Origin of the sequence: Empedobacter sp. UBA5924 (assembly GCF_002431085.1) — a bacterium.
GTDB lineage: Bacteria > Bacteroidota > Bacteroidia > Flavobacteriales > Weeksellaceae > Empedobacter > Empedobacter falsenii_B.
Genome location: NZ_DJDM01000038.1, coordinates 24,665 through 43,804 on the forward strand (window position 1 = coordinate 24,665; position 19,140 = coordinate 43,804).

Annotated in this window: 21 protein-coding genes; 10 read left to right on the top strand and 11 right to left on the bottom strand. The window is 29.7% G+C overall.

Annotated elements, in window-relative coordinates; all coding sequences use genetic code 11:
- Window positions 1-3: 3 nt before the first annotated feature.
- A complete protein-coding gene (locus B3792_RS10925) occupies window positions 4-495 on the top strand; it encodes a 3'-5' exonuclease (RefSeq protein WP_038334348.1) in 492 nt (163 codons plus the stop codon).
- 483 nt (window positions 496-978) lie between these two features.
- Here the strand turns inward: B3792_RS10925 and B3792_RS10930 are convergent, their stop codons facing one another.
- The 6 genes from B3792_RS10930 to B3792_RS10955 form a co-directional block, all read right to left on the bottom strand.
- Entirely contained in the window at window positions 979-1,305 is a 327-nt protein-coding gene (locus tag B3792_RS10930) for a DUF493 family protein (protein WP_219034621.1), read from the bottom strand.
- 95 nt (window positions 1,306-1,400) lie between these two features.
- A complete protein-coding gene (locus tag B3792_RS10935) occupies window positions 1,401-1,922 on the bottom strand; it encodes a GNAT family N-acetyltransferase (RefSeq protein ID WP_221854488.1) in 522 nt (173 codons plus the stop codon).
- Window positions 1,922-2,248, bottom strand: coding sequence for a DMT family transporter (locus tag B3792_RS10940; protein ID WP_219034623.1), 327 nt, complete (start codon window positions 2,246-2,248; stop codon window positions 1,922-1,924). Before B3792_RS10940 ends, B3792_RS10935 begins: the two co-directional genes overlap by 1 nt.
- 74 nt (window positions 2,249-2,322) lie before the next feature.
- Window positions 2,323-2,883 carry a Crp/Fnr family transcriptional regulator gene (locus B3792_RS10945; RefSeq protein WP_219034624.1) on the bottom strand — a complete coding sequence of 187 codons (561 nt, stop codon included), beginning with the start codon at window positions 2,881-2,883 and terminating at the stop codon, window positions 2,323-2,325.
- 83 nt (window positions 2,884-2,966) lie between these two features.
- Entirely contained in the window at window positions 2,967-3,671 is a 705-nt protein-coding gene (locus B3792_RS10950) for a phosphoadenylyl-sulfate reductase (protein ID WP_115000595.1), read from the bottom strand.
- Window positions 3,672-4,462: 791 nt separating this feature from the next.
- Window positions 4,463-4,717 (bottom strand): hypothetical protein, encoded by a 255-nt coding sequence (locus B3792_RS10955; RefSeq protein ID WP_038334370.1) that lies wholly within the window; start codon window positions 4,715-4,717, stop codon window positions 4,463-4,465.
- Window positions 4,718-4,837: 120 nt separating this feature from the next.
- Between B3792_RS10955 and ligA the strand changes: the two genes are divergently transcribed.
- Together ligA and B3792_RS10965 are read left to right on the top strand one after the other, a co-directional pair.
- Window positions 4,838-6,832: an NAD-dependent DNA ligase LigA gene (ligA, locus tag B3792_RS10960; RefSeq protein ID WP_291048327.1), complete on the top strand. Its 1,995-nt coding sequence runs from the start codon at window positions 4,838-4,840 to the stop codon at window positions 6,830-6,832.
- A complete protein-coding gene (locus B3792_RS10965) occupies window positions 6,832-7,389 on the top strand; it encodes a hypothetical protein (protein WP_291048330.1) in 558 nt (185 codons plus the stop codon). The genes ligA and B3792_RS10965 overlap by 1 nt, the downstream gene beginning before the upstream one ends.
- 28 nt (window positions 7,390-7,417) lie before the next feature.
- On the opposite strand, the gene B3792_RS10970 is transcribed toward B3792_RS10965, so the two are convergent.
- A complete protein-coding gene (locus B3792_RS10970; protein WP_221854490.1) occupies window positions 7,418-8,383 on the bottom strand; it encodes a D-2-hydroxyacid dehydrogenase family protein in 966 nt (321 codons plus the stop codon).
- 37 nt (window positions 8,384-8,420) lie between these two features.
- Entirely contained in the window at window positions 8,421-8,954 is a 534-nt protein-coding gene (locus B3792_RS10975; RefSeq protein ID WP_291048334.1) for a hypothetical protein, read from the bottom strand.
- 112 nt (window positions 8,955-9,066) lie between these two features.
- On the opposite strand from B3792_RS10975, the gene B3792_RS14140 reads away from it, so the two are divergent.
- From B3792_RS14140 to B3792_RS10990, 5 genes are all read left to right on the top strand, one after another.
- On the top strand, window positions 9,067-9,288 hold the full coding sequence (locus B3792_RS14140) for a hypothetical protein (protein WP_371875736.1): 222 nt from the start codon (window positions 9,067-9,069) through the stop codon (window positions 9,286-9,288).
- Window positions 9,289-9,306: 18 nt separating this feature from the next.
- Window positions 9,307-9,402 (top strand): hypothetical protein, encoded by a 96-nt coding sequence (locus B3792_RS14145; RefSeq protein WP_371875737.1) that lies wholly within the window; start codon window positions 9,307-9,309, stop codon window positions 9,400-9,402.
- Between the two features lie 180 nt (window positions 9,403-9,582).
- Window positions 9,583-13,029 carry an ATP-dependent helicase gene (locus B3792_RS10980; RefSeq protein WP_219034629.1) on the top strand — a complete coding sequence of 1,149 codons (3,447 nt, stop codon included), beginning with the start codon at window positions 9,583-9,585 and terminating at the stop codon, window positions 13,027-13,029.
- A gap of 62 nt (window positions 13,030-13,091) precedes the next feature.
- The gene (gene hemL / locus B3792_RS10985) at window positions 13,092-14,375 is read left to right on the top strand and encodes a glutamate-1-semialdehyde 2,1-aminomutase (RefSeq protein ID WP_125349521.1); all 1,284 of its coding nucleotides are present in this window, start codon (window positions 13,092-13,094) and stop codon (window positions 14,373-14,375) included.
- Window positions 14,376-14,663: 288 nt separating this feature from the next.
- Complete coding sequence (locus B3792_RS10990; RefSeq protein WP_291048342.1) at window positions 14,664-15,221, top strand: hypothetical protein; 558 nt, start codon at window positions 14,664-14,666, stop codon at window positions 15,219-15,221.
- Between the two features lie 31 nt (window positions 15,222-15,252).
- Here B3792_RS10990 and B3792_RS10995 read toward each other — a convergent pair whose 3' ends face one another.
- Window positions 15,253-15,567, bottom strand: coding sequence for a DUF4286 family protein (locus B3792_RS10995; protein WP_284583689.1), 315 nt, complete (start codon window positions 15,565-15,567; stop codon window positions 15,253-15,255).
- Between the two features lie 111 nt (window positions 15,568-15,678).
- Here B3792_RS10995 and B3792_RS11000 point away from each other — a divergent pair, with 111 nt between their 5' ends.
- On the top strand, window positions 15,679-17,061 hold the full coding sequence (locus tag B3792_RS11000; protein WP_038334410.1) for a dipeptidase: 1,383 nt from the start codon (window positions 15,679-15,681) through the stop codon (window positions 17,059-17,061).
- Window positions 17,062-17,157: 96 nt separating this feature from the next.
- Entirely contained in the window at window positions 17,158-18,309 is a 1,152-nt protein-coding gene (locus tag B3792_RS11005; protein ID WP_286494860.1) for an FAD-dependent monooxygenase, read from the top strand.
- Here the strand turns inward: B3792_RS11005 and B3792_RS11010 are convergent.
- Window positions 18,296-18,790 carry a hypothetical protein gene (locus B3792_RS11010; protein WP_286494861.1) on the bottom strand — a complete coding sequence of 165 codons (495 nt, stop codon included), beginning with the start codon at window positions 18,788-18,790 and terminating at the stop codon, window positions 18,296-18,298. The two genes, B3792_RS11005 and B3792_RS11010, sit on opposite strands and share 14 nt — an antisense overlap.
- 6 nt (window positions 18,791-18,796) lie before the next feature.
- Entirely contained in the window at window positions 18,797-19,099 is a 303-nt protein-coding gene (locus B3792_RS11015) for a hypothetical protein (protein WP_291069585.1), read from the bottom strand.
- Window positions 19,100-19,140 lie beyond the last annotated feature (41 nt).

Below are 19,140 nucleotides of genomic sequence, written 5' to 3' on the forward strand. Positions count from 1 at the left end.
ATTATGGAAAATTTTGTTGCCATCGATTTCGAAACTGCAAACAATTATCGTAATTCTGCTTGCGCGGTTGGAATTGTAACTGTGACAGATAATGTGATTACAGACGAGTATTACACGTTAATTCAACCACCACAAAATCAATATAATTATCATAATATTTTGGTTCATGGAATTCGTCCCGAAGACACAATTGATGCACCAAGTTTTGAAGACGTCTATTTTGAAATCAAACATCGTTTACAAAATCAGCTTGTTGTTGCACATAACGAATCGTTTGATCGTTCTGTTTTGAAGAATACAATGGAGTTTTATAGCCTCAATTACTCTCAACTTAACCTTGCCGAAAAGTGGGAATGTACATACAGAATTTTCAAACAGAAAGGAATTGTTCCTACAAAATTATCCGATTGTGCTCGCCGATTTAATCTTCAACTCAACCATCATGAAGCTTTATCTGATGCAAAAGTTTGTGCTCAATTATACTTATTAAAATAGTTTTACTAAAAATTTATCTGATTAAACATTTAAAAAACAATTCTACATTAATTATAATAAATTTATATTCAGCAATATATCCATTTACAAATATTTGTAAGTATTTACAAGTATTTAAAATTGATTAATAATAACTTTAATAACTCACTATTTCTAAGAAAATTTAATAAAGCAAAAATTCTATTCTAAATAAGTTGATTTTATGAAATGAATTGAGAATGCAAAATTTTGAAAATTAACTTTCAAAATTTTATAAAATGAAGTATAAACTAAAATTTAGTTCCGATAAATCTTTGCAAGTTGAAAAAAATAATAATTTAAAAAATTGATTTCAATTGTTTTTATCGAAGAAGTAAAATAATCACATTATGTATTTAACATAATAAAGAGGGTTACTCTGGGAACATTAATTTCATAATTGAAAAATTGATACCTCCCTACTCTTTTTAAAAAGATAAAAAAAGGTTGCATTTGCAACCTTTTTTATAACATTATAACGCCTTCTATCTTCGAAACTTCTTTGTAATAATTGATTACTGTATCCGCATCAATCACATAAAGTTTAATCGAAATAGATGTATATTTTCTATTTTTTGAAGCTTTGTAATCAAATTCAGCATTCGTTCCTGCAAAAATATCTTTGATTTTTTCCATCGTTTCTTCACTTGAAGGATAAATGAATTTGAACAAATAATCAGCTGGAAATTTTTGTACATCATCTAATCTTTCTTTGAATTTTGCATAAAAATCTTGCTCATTGTGAGAGCTATCTGGTATTTCTTCGAATGTATAATCTCTATTTGTGTCCATATCTATTATTTTTTTGTTACAATGTCAAAAACAATACCACTTCACATTATTGATAAAATATAGAATTAATAAGACATTTTGACATATTATAAATCTTATAATTTTAATCTCATTAAATAATCTATTTGTTCATCATCACCAAGTCTGAAAATATGTTGATCGAATTTTTCGAAACCATTCTTTAAATAGAAATTAATCGCAGAAATATTCTTTTCCCAAACTCCTAACCAAATTGTATGCAAGTTGAGGTTTTTAGTTATTTCTACAGCTTTATTAAAAAGAATTTGTCCAATTTTCTTTCCTTGAAACAATTCTAACACATAAATTCTTTCAATTTCCAAAGAATTCATATCATAAACTTCTGTTTGAGCATCACCAATATTTAATTTCAGATAACCGACAATTTTTTGGTTAATCATTGCAAAAAAGAACAACGAATTTTGATTCTTCAATTCTTTTAATAATTGATCTTCTGAAAAACTTTCGTTCAAATATTTTTGCATATCCTCTTCTGTGTTAGAAGAAGAAAATGTATCTGCAAATGTCTTTTTAGAGATTTCTTGAAGTTCTGTAATGTGTTTTTCTTCAACTCTTTTTATTGTAATTTCTTCGTTCATTAATGCGAAACAAATTTTAATCCTACAATTGAACTAATTAATGTAAAAATAAAGAATATTCTCCAAAAATTAGCTGGTTCTTTGAATACAAAAATTCCGATTAAAACTGTTCCAACAGCGCCAATTCCAGTCCAAACAGCATAAGCAGTTCCCAAAGGTAAAGTTTGTGTTGCTTTGATTAATAACGTCATACTTGCAACCAAACATATTGCAAAAGCGCCATACCAAATGTACATTTCTGAGCCTGTTGTTTCTTTGGCTTTCCCTAAAGATGATGTAAATCCAATCTCGAATAATCCTCCTAAAATCAATAAAATCCAATTCATTTTGTTAATATTTTGATGCAAAGATGAATTAGAAAAAAATAGATTTTTTTTACATTTGTAAAAAAATTATTCGCTTAAATTTCTGTGCGAATCCTACTTAATGTCACTTGAGAAATTCCTAAATAAGACGCGATATAACCTAATTGCACACGATTAATCAAACTTGGATTTTCTTCTAACAATTTTTTATAACGATCAATCGCCGTTCCTAGTTGCCTAGAAATAAAACGCTCTTCAGTTTTTATCAATTCAATTTCAGCAAGTTTTCTTCCCCAATTTGCAATTTCTAAATTTGTCGCATAAAACAATTGTATGTCTGAAGATTTAATTTCATATAACTCACAATCTTCCATTAATTCGATTGTTTCGTAACTAATTTTATTTTCGACATAACTTCGCATCGATAAAATCAAATCGCCTTCTTTCCCAAACCAAAACGTAATTTCTTTTCCATCGTCTATCGTATACGCGCGAACAATTCCTTTTTTGATGAAATATAACTTTTTCTCAACTTTATCAGCATCAATAAGCGTGGTGTTTTTTGGTAATCGAATCAATTGAATTTTATCTGCTATCAATTGAATAGACTGTGATGAAAGTGGCGAAATTTGATTTAAGATTTGTTCTATTTCCATTATTGAAACTTATCTAGTAAAAGTAAACAAAAAACTCAACCTAAAATAGGCTGAGTCATTCAAATTAAATTAACACCTGAAGTCTACTTTGCATGTAGACCGCATTCTTTTTTACTATTGTCTTCCCACCACCATCTTCCGGCACGAAAATCTTCACCTTCGTTTATAGCACGTGTGCAAGGAGCACAACCAATACTTATAAAACCCTTGTCGTGTAACGGGTTGTAAGGAACTCTATTTTCTTTCAAATATTCGAAACAATCCCCTGTTGTAAAATCAATCAATGGATTGAATTTGAATAATTGTTTTTCTTCGTCAAACTCTATTTCGTGCATATCATGTCGATTATTCGATTGCTCCGCACGCAAACCTGTAATCCAAACTGATGCTTCTTTTAATGCACGATTCAAAGGAATTACTTTTCTGATATAGCAACATTGTTTTCTTAAATCAACCGAATCGTAAAAAGGATTAATTCCATTTTCTTCAACAAAATTTTCTAACTCCTCTGTTGGTGGATAAAATGGTTTAATCTTCGCTTGATATTTAAATTCTGTTTTGTTCCACGTATTGTACGTTTCCTGAAAAACACGACCTGTATCTAAAGTAAAAATCTTAATATTGTCTAATTTTTGACTTAAAATAACATGAGAAATAACTTGATCTTCGAAACCAAAACTTGTCGAAAAAACTATTTTTTCTTTAACGTTGTTATTCAAAAAAAATAATTTTTCTTCTAAACTTACTTGTCCTGTAACTTTTTCTAATATCTCTTTTAGTTGATTCATTTTCTTATATAATATCTATAGTTTTTATAGAGTATTTATTTTAACAAATGTATTAATTCCAATTTTCTAAAACAACACTAATCTCGACTAATTTTATAGATATAATATAATATAGAATCAATAAATTATACAAGCAAATTTTGTTTATACTTAAATCATCTTCGAGAGTGAATTTTCATATTCGTAAAATAGAAGAAAATCAGTCCAAATTGGCATTAAATAAAGGTTTTCATAGAGTATGGATTGCTAATTAATTCGAAAATCAATATAATTATTAAGATAAAAACATTTAAAATGTCTTAAGAATAAATTCTATCTAATCATCTTCGAGAACGAATTATGAATATCACAAAACTAAAAAGTCAAACTTTACAATGTTTGACTTTTTAATTTATATTTTTTGTAATGATAAATTAGGACAAAAATGGATGAAAATAACCAAATCCAATAACCAAAATGTGGTAAATCATATTCATGTATTTGTAAAATATCTAATCTTGTTAAATGATTAATTTCGTATAATGACATTTGAATAACAGCGATAATACCTAATATTCATCCTATTTTTATCTTATAAAAAATCCAAGAAAATAATAATGTAAAGTTCCCTAACCAACAGATAAAATCAATTGGCAACTCTGATATCGTTATATATCCTAATATTAGATATGTAATTCAAATATTCTGTTCTAGAATCTCCAGAATAATATTCAATAAAATCAATACTTAATAAGTGAACAGGCAAAATTAAACTCACCAAATAAGTTAAAATACTTACAAATAAAAACAGATTATTTTTCCAATTTAGCTTCAAACTCTTCTATTTGCTTTTCCAATTTTTTATTCTCTTTTTCCAATTTGTTTTGAGGACTAAACATTGCATAAACCAGCAAGCCTACTCCTACTCCAACAACAGCTCCAATTTTTTCGTTCTTATTAATTGCTTTCGAAATTGCAATTCCTGCTGCTGCTCCAGTTGTTACGATAGAAACTGTATTTTCAAAACCTTTTGATTTTGTGTCCAAAACTTCTAATAAATTATTCATAGTTGATTATTTTTCAATAAACGTTGCAATAAATATTCCTAAATATAAATCATTCCAAATTATTTTAAAAATTGTTCGTATTAATTCAAGTGTTTATCTTTGTTCGGTAACATTTTTAGAATGGAAATACAAGACAAAATTTTAGCGCTTCGAGAAGAGCTTACTCAGCATAATTATAATTATTACGTTTTAGATAATCCGACAATTTCTGATTTCGAATTTGATTTGAAATTGAAAGAATTAAAACGATTAGAAGACGAAAATCCTATCTTTTTTGATGTTAATTCCCCTACACAACGCGTTGGTGGAATGGTTACAAAAAATTTTCCGACGATTACACACGAATTTAGAATGTATTCGTTAGACAATTCATATTCAATTGAAGATTTACAAGATTGGGAAAAACGAATTGAGAAAACGTTAGGTGAAAAAGTAGAATTTGTTTGCGAATTGAAATATGATGGCGCTTCGATTTCTATTTTGTATGAAAATGGAGAATTGACGCAGGCTGTAACGCGTGGAGATGGAACACAAGGTGATGAAATCACGAATAATATACGTACTATACAATCTGTTCCATTGAAATTGAAAGGAAATTATCCTGAACGTTTTTATATGCGTGGCGAAATTACAATTCCGCTCAATAAATTCGCTTCAATTAATGAAGAACGCGCTAATAATGGTTTAGAATTGTATGCAAATCCTCGAAATACCGCTTCTGGATCATTAAAATTACAAGATAATACAGAAGTTGCGAAACGCGGTTTACAATGTTTCCCATATTATTTTATCGGAAATAATTTACCTTATTCTACACAATGGGAAATGCTACAAGCCGCTGATGAATTAGGTTTTAAGATTCCGCATACATCAAAATTATGTACTTCTTTGGAAGAAGTTTTAGCTTTTGTAGATCATTGGGATATCGAACGTAAAAATTTACCTTACGAAACGGACGGAATTGTGATCAAAGTAAATTCTTTTTCGCAACAAGATGAATTAGGTTATACTGCGAAATCTCCACGTTGGGCAATGGCGTATAAATTTAAAGCTGAAGCTGCCGAAACCGAATTATTGAGCATCGATTATCAAGTTGGTCGTACTGGAGCGATTACGCCTGTTGCAAATCTTGCACCTATTTCTTTGGCTGGAACAATCGTAAAACGTGCTTCTGTCCACAACGAAGATATTATTAAAAAGTTGGATATCCGCATTGGTGATATGGTTTATGTGGAAAAAGGCGGCGAAATTATTCCGAAAATTGTTGGTGTTAATACTGATGTTCGCAAACCTGGAACGGAAGAAATCGAATTTATTAAAAATTGTCCTTCTTGCGGAACAGAATTAATTCGTAACGATGGCGAAGCACAGCATTATTGTCCAAATGAAAATGGTTGCGAACCTCAAATAATTGGAAAATTAGAGCATTTTGTTTCTCGAAAAGCAATGGATATTGAGAGTATTGGTGGTGAAACAGCTGTTTTGCTACACAAAGCAAATTTGCTTAATAACATTGCTGATTTTTATACTTTACAAAAAGAAGATATTTTGCCTCTGGAAAGAATGGCTGAAAAATCTGCTCAAAATATTATTAATTCTGTCGAAAAATCTAAAGAGCAACCTTTCGAAAAGGTGTTGTACGCAATTGGAATTCGTCATGTAGGTGAAACGGTTGCAAAAAAATTGGTTAAACATTTTCAAACTATTGATCGTTTGATGAATGCAACAATGGAAGAATTAGTTTCTGTAACGGATGTTGGAGAAAAAATTGCAATTTCGATTAAGGAATATTTTAAAGAAGAACAGCATCAAATTTTGATTCAACGTTTACGTGATTACGGGTTGAATTTCGAGATTGGTGAAGAAGCAAAACCTTTGTCAGATTCTTTGGAAGGCAAAACGTTTTTGTTTACAGGAACTTTGACTAAATTCAATCGAACTGATGCACAAAAAATGGTGGAAGATCATGGTGGAAAAAATATTTCTGCAGTTTCTAAAAACTTAAATTTTTTGGTTGCTGGCGATAAAGCTGGAAGTAAATTGAAAAAAGCAGAAGAAATTGGAACAGTTGTCGTGTTGACCGAGGACGAATTTTTAAATATGATTAACGGCTAATGGAATCAGGATTAATTGCTGTCATTATATTCGGAATTGTATTATTGATTTTGATTCCATTTATATATTATGGATTGAGAATGGCAGGCTACAACAAAGCTGCAATGATAGTTTCGCTTGCGATATTTTTTATTGTGATGATTCCGATGGTGAAATATGGTTACAGAAGTCAAATGTATTCTAATGATGATTTGAAAACCGATTTACACCAAGCTGGAATTGGGTTTAAAGGAAATTTAAAAATTGTTTCGACAGTTATTTCTGGAATTAAAAACATGAAACAAGAAACAGTTTTGATTATGGATTCTGCCGATGTCAATACCATTATTAATCGAATAGAAACTGATCCTCGATTCAAAATTTCTCCAGTAATATTGAGTTTGAAAGAAGAATTAGGTTCAAATGCAAAACATAAAACCAATAGAAATTATCGTTTTAAGGATAATTTTATTTTAGAAACTTACGGAATGTCTGATGATTACACGATTCGATATTCAGAACTGAAATTTAGAAAAGGAAACGACACGGTTTTCTTCAAAAAAGAAGAAGTGTATTAAAAAAATCCGTCAATTGACGGATTTTTTATTAATCTAAAACTTCAAGATTTGCAATATTGATTGGATTTCCTTCAATATAATTCACAACATTTTCAAAAGCTTTTGAGAAATATAATTCGTAACTATTTTCTTCAACGTAACCCAAATGCGGCGTACAAATTACATTCGGATTCGTTAGAAATTCATTATTTTTATCATAAATTGGTTCAGAGTTATATACATCTAAAGCAGCATAAGTTGGTGTATTTTGACTTAAAGCTTTACTTAAATCATTTTTCTTAATTAGTTCAGCTCTAGAAGTATTTACAATAATTGCATCATGTTTCATTAATTTCAAATCTTCAAATTTCACAATACCTTTTGTTTGCTCATTTAATCGAATATGAAGTGTAACAACATCGCTTGTAGAGAAAAAATCTTCTTTAGAATTACTTGCTTGAAAACCATCCTCCAATGCTTTTTGACGAGAATTTTCACTTCCCCAAACTTGCACTTTCGTTCCAAAAGCTTTTGCATATTGTGCAATCATCTGTCCTATTTTTCCATATCCCCAAATTCCAATTGTTTTACCATTTATTGTAGAACCAATATTAGTCTGCCACTCGCCTTTTTTCATCGCTTCGATAGCTTGAGGTATTTTTCGAGTTGCATTCATTATCAACATCCAAGTTAATTCGGCTGGAGCAATAGGAGAACCAATTCCTTCTGACACAGCAACTCCACTACTTGTACAAGCGGCTAAATCTAAATGATTTGAAATTTTGCCTGTTTGACTAATTAATTTCAAATTTGGTAAAAGGGATAATAATTCTTCATTTATTTTCGTACGTTCTCTTATCAAAACTAAAATTTGAACATCCTCAATTTCTTTTGCTAAATCCTTTGTATTTGTATATGAACGATTTAAAACCTTAACATCATAATCTTTTATTAAATCAAAACATTTCAAATACGGTACAGCATTTTGATAATCATCTAATATGGCAATTTTCATTGTTTAATTTTTAATAAATGTAGTTATTTTGATTTATCTAATTACTTTTCTCTTTCTTAATTATCTCATCAAATTCGTCCAAAGTATCTTTACTTTCAGTTTTGTAATTTTTAGATTTTCCTATAAAATGAATCAATTTTCTATCTTCAAAATAATAACGAAATTCTTCAATTTTCGATTTTTTATCATCAAATCCTTTCCAATATAAAGGAAAATTATAAGTTGTACCTTGTTCAAAAACAAAAGACAATTTATCATTTAACAAATAATATTCGGCTAAATATTGACCTGATTTTCCAAATTTTCGAACCACAATTTTTTCTAATTTATCGTTCAAAAAATAATAATTAATAAAACCACCTTCGGTAGAATCATCAGTTTCAATTTCTTTTATTTTTGTCCAAATTTTAATCGAATTAATTCGATTAAAATTTGATTTAATTGGATCTAATTTATTTTTAAAATCTTTTGAAATAATAACTTCAGAACTTTTAGAATCTTTTTGTTTTTGAGCAAATACATTAAATAAACTAAAAATAATAAACGAAATTAATAAAAGAGTTTTCTTCATTGTACTAAAATTATTTCCATAAAATTCAATAAAATAAACTAATTTTCAATCAATAATAATAGTGAATTTTATGCAATTTTGAGTCGCTCGTCATACCAATCAAATCAACTAAATAAAAAAATTCTATACTAAAGTTTTAAATTTTGAAATTCTTGGAGAGTTTCAAAATCATAATGGATATGATGGTATTTTTATTGGAAAACCAGATTTAAACTGGCATCTAAAATTTACAACAACTCACGAAAATATAAATCATCACTTTGATGAAGACAATTGTTTGGTATTTTATCCAACAACACAACAAGAATATGAAAAAATTATTGAGCGTTTATAATTTCATCATATCAAACCAATAAAATCTAAAAATCCATATTGGAATGATAACGGAATTTCTTTCTTAGATCCTGATGGATTTGCTGTCATTGTTTCACCTTTGAGAATTAAATAATTTGAAAAAATTCAAATTCTTAATAATCCGATGAATAAAAAATTAAATCCTTGGTATAAATTACAACAAGGTAAAATTAAAACTCCAAAATGGTTGTTTACAAGTGATGATTGGAAAACGTGGGATTAAACGTCTTTTTAATACAATATTTAGTCTTAATTTTACACCAAATTAATCGCCGTGAATCGAGAAGAAATAGGAAATCAACTGCTAAATGAAGTTTTACAAATTCAACTTGCCAATAAACCAATCAATTTTAAATATTTAGATTTAAAACGTTTGGTTGAAAATATTGCATTTGAGTTGACAAAAAACGAAGCTTTACAGTTTTCTAACTTTTTCTCGAAGCTATCTTTTATCTGTAATCAATACCAAGTTTCCACTAAAATTCATTCCTTTCGTAAAACGGCTCAACGAATTCTGAGCGAGAAATACGAACCGACAGAACACGAATATTTTACACATTATAAATATGTTGCAGATTTTATTTCTTCGATTTATGAAGTAATGATTCCAGCAGAAATTATCTACTATTTTCCTGAAAAAGAATTTTATACAAACAAAATTCTTACTCGAAATCGGGTTAAAAAATTGCGTGTTCAAGTGATTGAAATCAAACGAGATTGTTTGATTTGCGATCATGAAGATAATGAAACAGAAGAAAATATTACAGTTCAAATTGATGAGGATGGCGTAAATGAAAACTTTACTTCTGTTGAGGATTTTTGGGTTGGTGCACAATTAAATTTAGTCAATTCGACGATTGATGAAGAAGGAATTTATCATCCACGTTTTATCATTCTCGAACCAGATTATTTGGTTGATATTTCGGCAATTGCTGAATGTTTTCAGGATTATGGAACTTCTGAATTGCATTATATTCAGAAAAAATTTGAAGAATCGCCAAATAGTAAACACATTCGTTTAGGAAATTTTGCCAATTCAGTAGTCGATCATTTTTCAACAGAAAACATTGAAAACACAGATTTTAATGAGATTTTCAAGAATGATTTCAAAAATTATCCATTAGAATATACGGCTTGCAACGATTTGACGAATCCACAAGACTTGAAAGATTATTATCTGGAAGCAAAAGGTCATTTTGACCGTATTCAAAAAGTGTTGACCGAGGATTTTCCTCAATATGATATTTCGTTGGATCGTGCATTAATAGAGCCTTCATTTTTGTGCGAACAATATGGTATTCAGGGTCGTTTAGATTTATTAGACATTAATCCCGAAGGAAAAAATAAAATTATCGAGCTGAAATCTGGTGGTGCACCTTTTCCTGATGATGGAAAAAGTGTCAAGCCAAATCATGCGACGCAGCTCTTTTTATATTACCAAATTATTGGTGTTTTATATGATTTAGAGTTTAAAGATGTCACAAAAAACACCGAAGGTTATATCTTCTATTCGAAAGTATATCAAGGAAATTTACGTTTTGATGTGCCAACTTTAGCGCGAGTTCAACGTATTTTTGATTTACGAAATCGAATAATTATCAATGAAAATCGGTTAGCAAATCATGCATTAACCGATATTGAATCAACTATTTATTCGATTAAACCTGCCAATTTTATCAAACGAAAAATTAATCCTCGTTTCAAAGAAATTTTAGAAGAACAGTTGGATAAATTTATCTATCCGATCAAAAATAGTTCACCGTTAGAAAAAGCTTATTTTTATTCGTTTACGAATTTCATTGCGAAAGAGCAATATATGGCGAAACTTGGTTTGGGACAATCAACTTCTAACAACGGTTTGGCGAGTTTGTGGCTGAATACTTTCGAAGAAAAAAATAATAATTTCGAGATTATTTATGATTTAGAAATTGTAGAAAATCATATTTCTGATCCAAAACGTGAAATCAAGTTAAAAAGAACTAATCCTGCGAATGATTTTATTTCGATTCGCGAAGGTGATATTTGCATTCTTTATCCAAGAAATAATTTCAAAGATTCGGTTTTAACAAATCAGGTTTTTAAATGTACCATCAAAAGTATTTCGAGAGAATTTATTGTGTTGCGTTTTCGTTATCAGCAGCCCAACACACGCTTTTTTGATTCGTTTGATTCATCAGGAAAATGGGCTTTGGAACGCGATTTTATGGATTCTTCTTTTGTTTCGATGTACCGAAATCTGTATGGATTAATTCATTCTTCTAAAGCAAAAAAAGATTTGATTTTAACGCAATCTATTCCAAGAAATCAAATGGATTATGCGTATTTTAACTCAAATCTTTCGGATGAACAAAATCGAATCTTGAAAAAAGCGCTTTCTTCTAAAGATTATTTCTTGTTGAATGGACCTCCAGGAACAGGAAAAACATCGATTATCATCAAAGAATTGGTGAAAGAAATCTACGAGAAACAAGATTGTAATATTTTGCTTTTGGCGTATACAAATCGTGCGGTTGATGAATTATGTGAATCGATAAATTCGGCTATTTCTGATCAAATTGAACAAAAGTTCATCAGAATTGGGAATGAATTATCTACTTCTCCTGAATTTCATCCTAATTTATTGAATAAAATTATCGAGCAAAAAGATGTTGATTTAGAGCAAAAAGGAGAAAAATTTTCGAGAAAAACAATTCAAGATATTATTCGTAAACAACGCATTTTTGTTTCGACGGTTGCTTCAATTTCGAGTAAAAATGATATTCTGAAATTAAAGAAATTTGATACAATTATTATTGATGAAGCTTCACAAATTTTAGAACCACAAATTGTTGGAATTCTACCAAAAGCAGAACGTTTTATCATGATTGGTGATCACAAACAGTTGCCTGCAATTGTTTTGCAAAATCCTGAATTAGCAAAAACGAACAACGAATTATTAGAAAATATTGGTTTAATCAATCGTAAAAACTCAATTTTCGAACGTTTGTATGAATTTTGTGAGCGTAATAATAACGAAAATTCATTTGACCAATTGACTTATCAAGGAAGAATGCATGCTGAAATTGCAGATTTTCCGAACAATTATTTTTATGATGGAAAATTAAATGTTGCCTATGATATTCCAAATTTGAATGAAGAGATTAAGCAAAGTTTACATCGCCAACGTGCAGATTTACATTTTGAAAATCATAATCAATCAAATGATTTACAAAACTTTATTACGAATCATCGTTTTGCGTTTATCAATGTGGACGAAAATCCTTATTTGCCTTCAACGAATGAGCAAGAAGCCGATTTGATTGTGAAATTTGTACAAGAAATTATTCATTTATACGAAATCAATAAAAAAGAATTTGATGCAAAGAAAACAATTGGAATTATTGCGCCTTTCCGTAATCAAATTGCCTTGATTAAACAAAAATTAGAATTAGCAAATATTCCTAATTACGAGCAAATAACGGTTGATACAGTTGAGCGTTATCAAGGAAGTCAGCGCGATATTATTTTGTATAGTTTTGCGGTAACATATTATTCACAATTGAATGCGTTGGTGAATATGAATGACCAAGGAAATGTTGACCGAAAACTAAATGTGGCGTTAACACGTGCAAAAGAGCAATTATTTTTGATTGGAAATCAAACGATTTTGAAAGAAAATCAATTGATTAAAACATTAATTGAGTATTTAGAAAATAAATCTTCACATAAACTTATAATCTAATCAAAATCACTTCATAATTCATTTAAGATTCAGTAAATTTGTGCAACTATTTTTGTAAAATTATGTTGTATCAAAGAAGTAGCGCATTATTCAAAGACGCGCAAGAATATATTCCAGGAGGTGTAAATTCTCCTGTTCGTGCATTTAAATCTGTTGGAGGAACGCCAATTTTTATCAAAAAAGCCGAAGGTGCTTATATTTATGATGAAGATGGACGTGCTTACGTAGATTACATCAATTCTTGGGGACCAATGATTATTGGACACACAGATCCGCGTGTTTTGAATGCGACTGTTGAGCAGATGAAAAATGGTTTTTCTTTTGGTACACCAACTGAATTGGAAACTGAAATTGCAAAATTAATTACTTCTGTAGTTCCAAACATCGATATGGTTCGTATGGTGAACTCAGGTACAGAAGCTTGTATGTCGTCAATTCGTTTGGCAAGAGGTTATACAAATCGTGATAAAATTGTAAAGTTTGAAGGTTGTTACCATGGACATTCAGATTCATTTTTGATTAAAGCTGGTTCTGGTGCTGCAACTTTCGGAAATCCAAATTCTCCGGGTGTAACACAAGGAACTGCAAAAGATACGTTGTTGGCAGAATACAATAATTTGGAAGATGTAAAAGCTTTATTCGAACAAAATAAAGACGAAATTGCAGCTATTATTGTTGAGCCAATTGCAGGAAACATGGGATGTATTGTTCCAGAAAAAGGTTTCTTAGAAGGATTAAGACAAATTTGTGATGAAAATGGAGCTTTATTAATTTTTGATGAAGTAATGACAGGTTTCCGTCAAGCGATGGGAGGTTCTCAAGAACGTTTAAACATCAATGCAGATATTGTAACATTTGGTAAAGTAATTGGCGGAGGTTTCCCTGTTGGTGCTTTTGCTGCTCGTCGCGAAATCATGAATCACCTTGCTCCTCTTGGCCCTGTTTATCAAGCGGGAACATTATCAGGAAATCCAATTGCTATGCGTGCTGGTATCACAACATTGAATATTATCAATAATGATAGAGCATTATTCAATAGAATTGATAACGCTACAGAAACTTTAGATGTTGAAATTTCTAAAATCTTTGCAGAAAAAGGAATTCCAAATCATATCAATCGTTTAGGGTCGATGATGTCTGTTTTCTTTACAGAGCAAACGGAAATTAAAAACTTTACAGATGTGACCAAATGTAACCACGAAAGATTCAACAAATTTTTCCATCATTTATTAACGAACGAAGTTTACATTGCTCCTTCTGGATACGAAACTTGGTTTATTTCTGATGCAATTAAAGATGCTGAAATTAATAAAACATTAGACGCTGTAAGAAGCTTCGAAGGTTAAACATAAACAAAAAATGCAGTAGAAAAACTACTGCATTTTTTTATTCTATTTTGGAACTACATTTTTGCGTCCATCAATTTTTCTGTTTTATCAGGTGATTTGCCCATTTTAATAACAAACGCTTTGTTTGAATTATAATTTTTCGGAAGTAAAATATCGTAATAGGTATTTTTATCTAAATCGAAACCAATTCTGAAATAATTCAACTAAAGTCAAAAAAACATAAATCAAAAATTGATAACTATACAAATCAATGAAATTATTATATTTACTAAAATTCATAATGATATGATTACAAATTACTTTAAACTACTACTTGCATCTAGTATAATTCTTATTAATTTTGGATGTAAAGATGATGATGGTTTTTCGGAAGAAGATGTAGTTGAGACTTATAATATTGTGTCCTATAAAGCTAATATCCCAGTTGATTTAAACAATGATAAAAAAACATCAACTAATTTGTTGGATGAAATTGAAATTCTTAATAAACAAGAGAACTTTTTAGAAGTTAGACCTAAAGTAAAATTAATCTCCTTTAATTTTCCTCTAACATTAATAAATTATGATTATCCAAGTATACCAAGCGGTTATGCAGATTTTGTAAAATATGGATTTGTAACATCTACAACATTATCGGATAAAGTAATGGTTATAAAAGATAGTAGTTATACAGAAAGCAACTATACTGGTAACAAGGAAAATAAAAAAAATGTTTCTATTGAAAATTTAAAAATTATAGACTACAATCGTCTATCTACAAATATTACAAAGTCATATTATGATTTTAGCACCAAACAATGGATTGAATTGAATATTGAAGTTATTTTTCAAAAAAGAATATAAAAAAAGCTCGAGAATTTTCTCGAGCTTTTGTTTAATTATAATCCCCTATATGTTCCATTTCACTTTCGAAACTTAGTACTTTAGTCGCGTATTTTTGCAAACTTTTTTGTTTAATTTCTGATAAAAAATTATTCTTGAATTTATCTAAAGTCAATTCATCATTCACAAATAATTGCAAAGAATAAGAAACCGCCCCAGGTTCTATATGAGAAGTTATTTTTCCTAAACGAGCACCGATAAAACAATTTGATTTCAAATAATCATTAATATGCTCTTTCTGAATCCACGCAAACCAATCATCATGCACTTCTTGTTCAACAATAAAAGTTGTATTATATAATATCATTCTCTAATTTTTTGCAAAGATACAAAGGTTTTCGCATTATATTTTTCTTGAAAAAGAAAGTCTAATCAAGATTTTATTTTTAAATTTACCTATTATTCATAACAAACAAAAATGAACAATACGCAACAATTTATACAAGAGAATAAACAACGTTTTCTTGATGAATTAATCGAATTACTTAAAATTCCTTCAGTTAGTGCTGATCCAGCCTACACACAAGACGTAAATGATGCTGCCGAGATGGTTGCAAAATATTTAAAAGAAGCAGGTGCTGATAATGTTGAAGTATGCGAAACAGAAGGTTTTCCTGTTGTTTACGGAGAAAAAATAGTTGACGCTTCAAAACCTACTGTTTTAGTTTACGGACATTACGATGTACAACCAGCTGATCCTTTAGAATTATGGGAATCTGGACCATACGAGCCAGTAATCAAAAAGACAGAAATTCATCCTGACGGAGCAATTTTTGCTCGTGGTTCTGCTGATGATAAAGGTCAAATGTTTATGCACGTTAAAGCTTTTGAGGCTTTAAACAAATCAAACGAATTACCTTGTAACGTTAAATTTATGATCGAAGGTGAAGAAGAAGTTGGTTCTCCTTCATTAGTAAATTTCGTTAAAAACAATAAAGAGAAATTAAAAAATGATGTGATTTTGATTTCTGATACTTCTATGATTTCAAACGAACAACCTTCTATTTCTGTTGGTTTACGTGGTTTATCTTATGTAGAAGTTGAGGTAAAAGGAGCTAATCGCGATATGCACTCTGGTGTTTATGGTGGAGCTGTTCCTAATCCGATTAATGTTTTAGCAACAATGATTGGAAAATTAATCAATGAAAAAGGTCACATTACAATTCCAGGTTTCTATGAACCAATTCTTGAATTAACAGAAGACGAAAGAGCTGATTTAGCTAAAATTCCATTTGATGTAGAAGAATACAAGAAATCTATTGGTATTGCTGATATCCAAGGAGAAGAAGGTTTTTCTACAATCGAAAGAGCTTCTATTCGTCCTACTTTAGATGTAAACGGAATTTGGGGAGGATATATTGGCGAAGGTGCTAAAACAGTTATTCCTTCTCATGCGTATGCTAAAATTTCAATGCGTTTGGTTCCTGGACAAGATCCAGAAGTTGTAACAAAACAATTTGCAGATTATTTCCCAACTTTAGCGCCTTCTTCTGTAGAAGTTAAAGTAAAACCACATCATGGAGGTAAACCTTATATTTTACCAACTAATCACCCAGGTTTTATCGCTGCTAAAAAAGCGTTAGCTGAAACTTTTGAAAAAGAAGCGTTAGCCGAAAGAGCTGGTGGATCTATTCCAATTGTTGCTTTATTCGAAGAAGAATTAGGAACAAAATCTGTTTTAATGGGATTCGGATTAAACTCTGACGTTATCCACTCTCCAAACGAACATTATGGTTTATTCAATTTCTACAAAGGAATCGAAACTATTCCATATTTCTACAAATATTTTAACGAACAATAATTTTCGACAAAATAACTTCTAAAAAGCGAATCAAATTGATTCGCTTTTCTTTTTGGTTTATAGTAGAATGATTAATTTTGAACTTTATTTTTATCAATGAGTAAAAAATTCTTAATTGCGGGTGCAGGAATTGCGGGTTTAACTTTAGCAAAAGCTTTGCAAGATTTAAATTATAACTACGAAATTTTCGAGGCTTCTCCAGAAGTTCGAGGAATTGGGGCTGGTTTTGGTTTGGCTTCTAATGCAATGAAAGCATTTGAAATTCTAGGTTTAGCAGAAGAGGTTGCGCCTTTGGGGCATATGTTAGAAGATTTTGAAATTCAAGATTGGAAAGAAAAAACAATTCTGAAAGCGGACACAGAACGATTAAGAAAAAATTACAACAACGAAAATTTTGCCATTCATCGTGCAGATTTACATCATTATTTAGTCTCGAAAATTGATTCGAATAAAATTAAAACGTCAAAAAAAATAAAATTCTTTGAACAAAGTTTTGAGAAAGTTGTCCTTCATTTTGAAGATGGAACTTCTACAGAAGGTGATTATTTAATTGGTGCTGATGGGATAAATTCTACAATTCGTCAACAATTGTTAAAACATTCAACACCTCGTTATGCAGGCTATATTTGTTGGCGTGCTATTGTAGAGGATAAATCTTACAATTCAAAAAAGAGCATCGAAACATGGGGACCAAATGGTCGATTTGGTTTGACGCCATTAATCAATCATCAAATTTATTGGTATGCTTGTGTCAATACAAAACTAAATTCTGAAGTTTACAACTACGCTTTAAGTGATATTAAAAATCAGTTCAAAGATTATTCGGGACAAATCAGAAATACTTTACAAAAAACGAATCCAGAAAGCATCATTGCTACGCCAATTATGGATATAAAACCGATTAATAATTATGCATTTAATCGTGTATTGTTAATTGGAGATGCAGCACATGCAACCACACCAAACATGGGGCAAGGCGCATGCATGGCTGTTGAAGATGTTTGTGTTTTGTATGATGAACTAATCAAAAAAGATACTGATATTTTGTTAGCTTTTGAACATTATAATTTACGTCGTTTGAAACGAACACATTATATTATCGATACTTCTCGTTTGGCTGGAAAAGTTGCTCAAGTCGACAATAAATTTTTGATGAATATACGAAATTTTGCTTTCCGAAATTTACCACAATCTTTGATGCAAAGTCCTTTAGAAGACTTGTTGGAAGAAGATTTTATGAGAGTTTAGGATTATGCAAAACGAATTTTGTAGTGTTTCTTAACGTATATTTCTTGTTGACATAAGAAGTTAACAAATCTCCAAAACTCATATCACGAGTTTCTCTTTGATTAGTTGAAAATAATTTCACAATCTTAATCAAATATTTATTTAAGTCAATCAAATCAAAAGTAAATTCTTTTATCAACCAAAATAGAAAATATAACGGAAGAAAAACTATATTTAAGACAACTTGGAATCCATTCGCTAATTCTCCTTCTGACAAAAAATGTTTTGAATAATCAAATTTAGAAAAATCAATATCATATTTTTCTATAAACGCTATCAAAAGTGATTCATTATCTAATCCTGATAAAAATAAATCTTTCTCAATCAGAACATCAACATTTTCAACTTTTTCTTTTGTTGTTTTTTCTAGAAAATTTTTGACTTCTATATACGATTGTCTCAAAGTTGCGAAATCAACATGTAAAATCTGTTTTTCTTCCATAATCACCTACTTCAACAGCACATTATCTTCTAATTCTTGCTTCGAAATCTGAAAATGTTTATCAAATTCTTGTTCAAAAGATTCTAAATCCATTGTAATTTCCCAATCACCAAATTCATTTTCGAACAAATCAGTCATATGTTCTTTTAAATCATCTAATTTTTGTTGAATAAATTCATTTTGCTGAATATCTTCTGCATCTTTCTTATCTAATACAACTTGTTGATTAATTTTTCTAAGAATCAAAGTATTAATAAATTCTTCATGTGTATTCATAAAATCCTCAATCGTACCTGTAAATTGTGTCATTTTTAATATTTTTTCCTATCACTTTTCGAGAATAAATATAG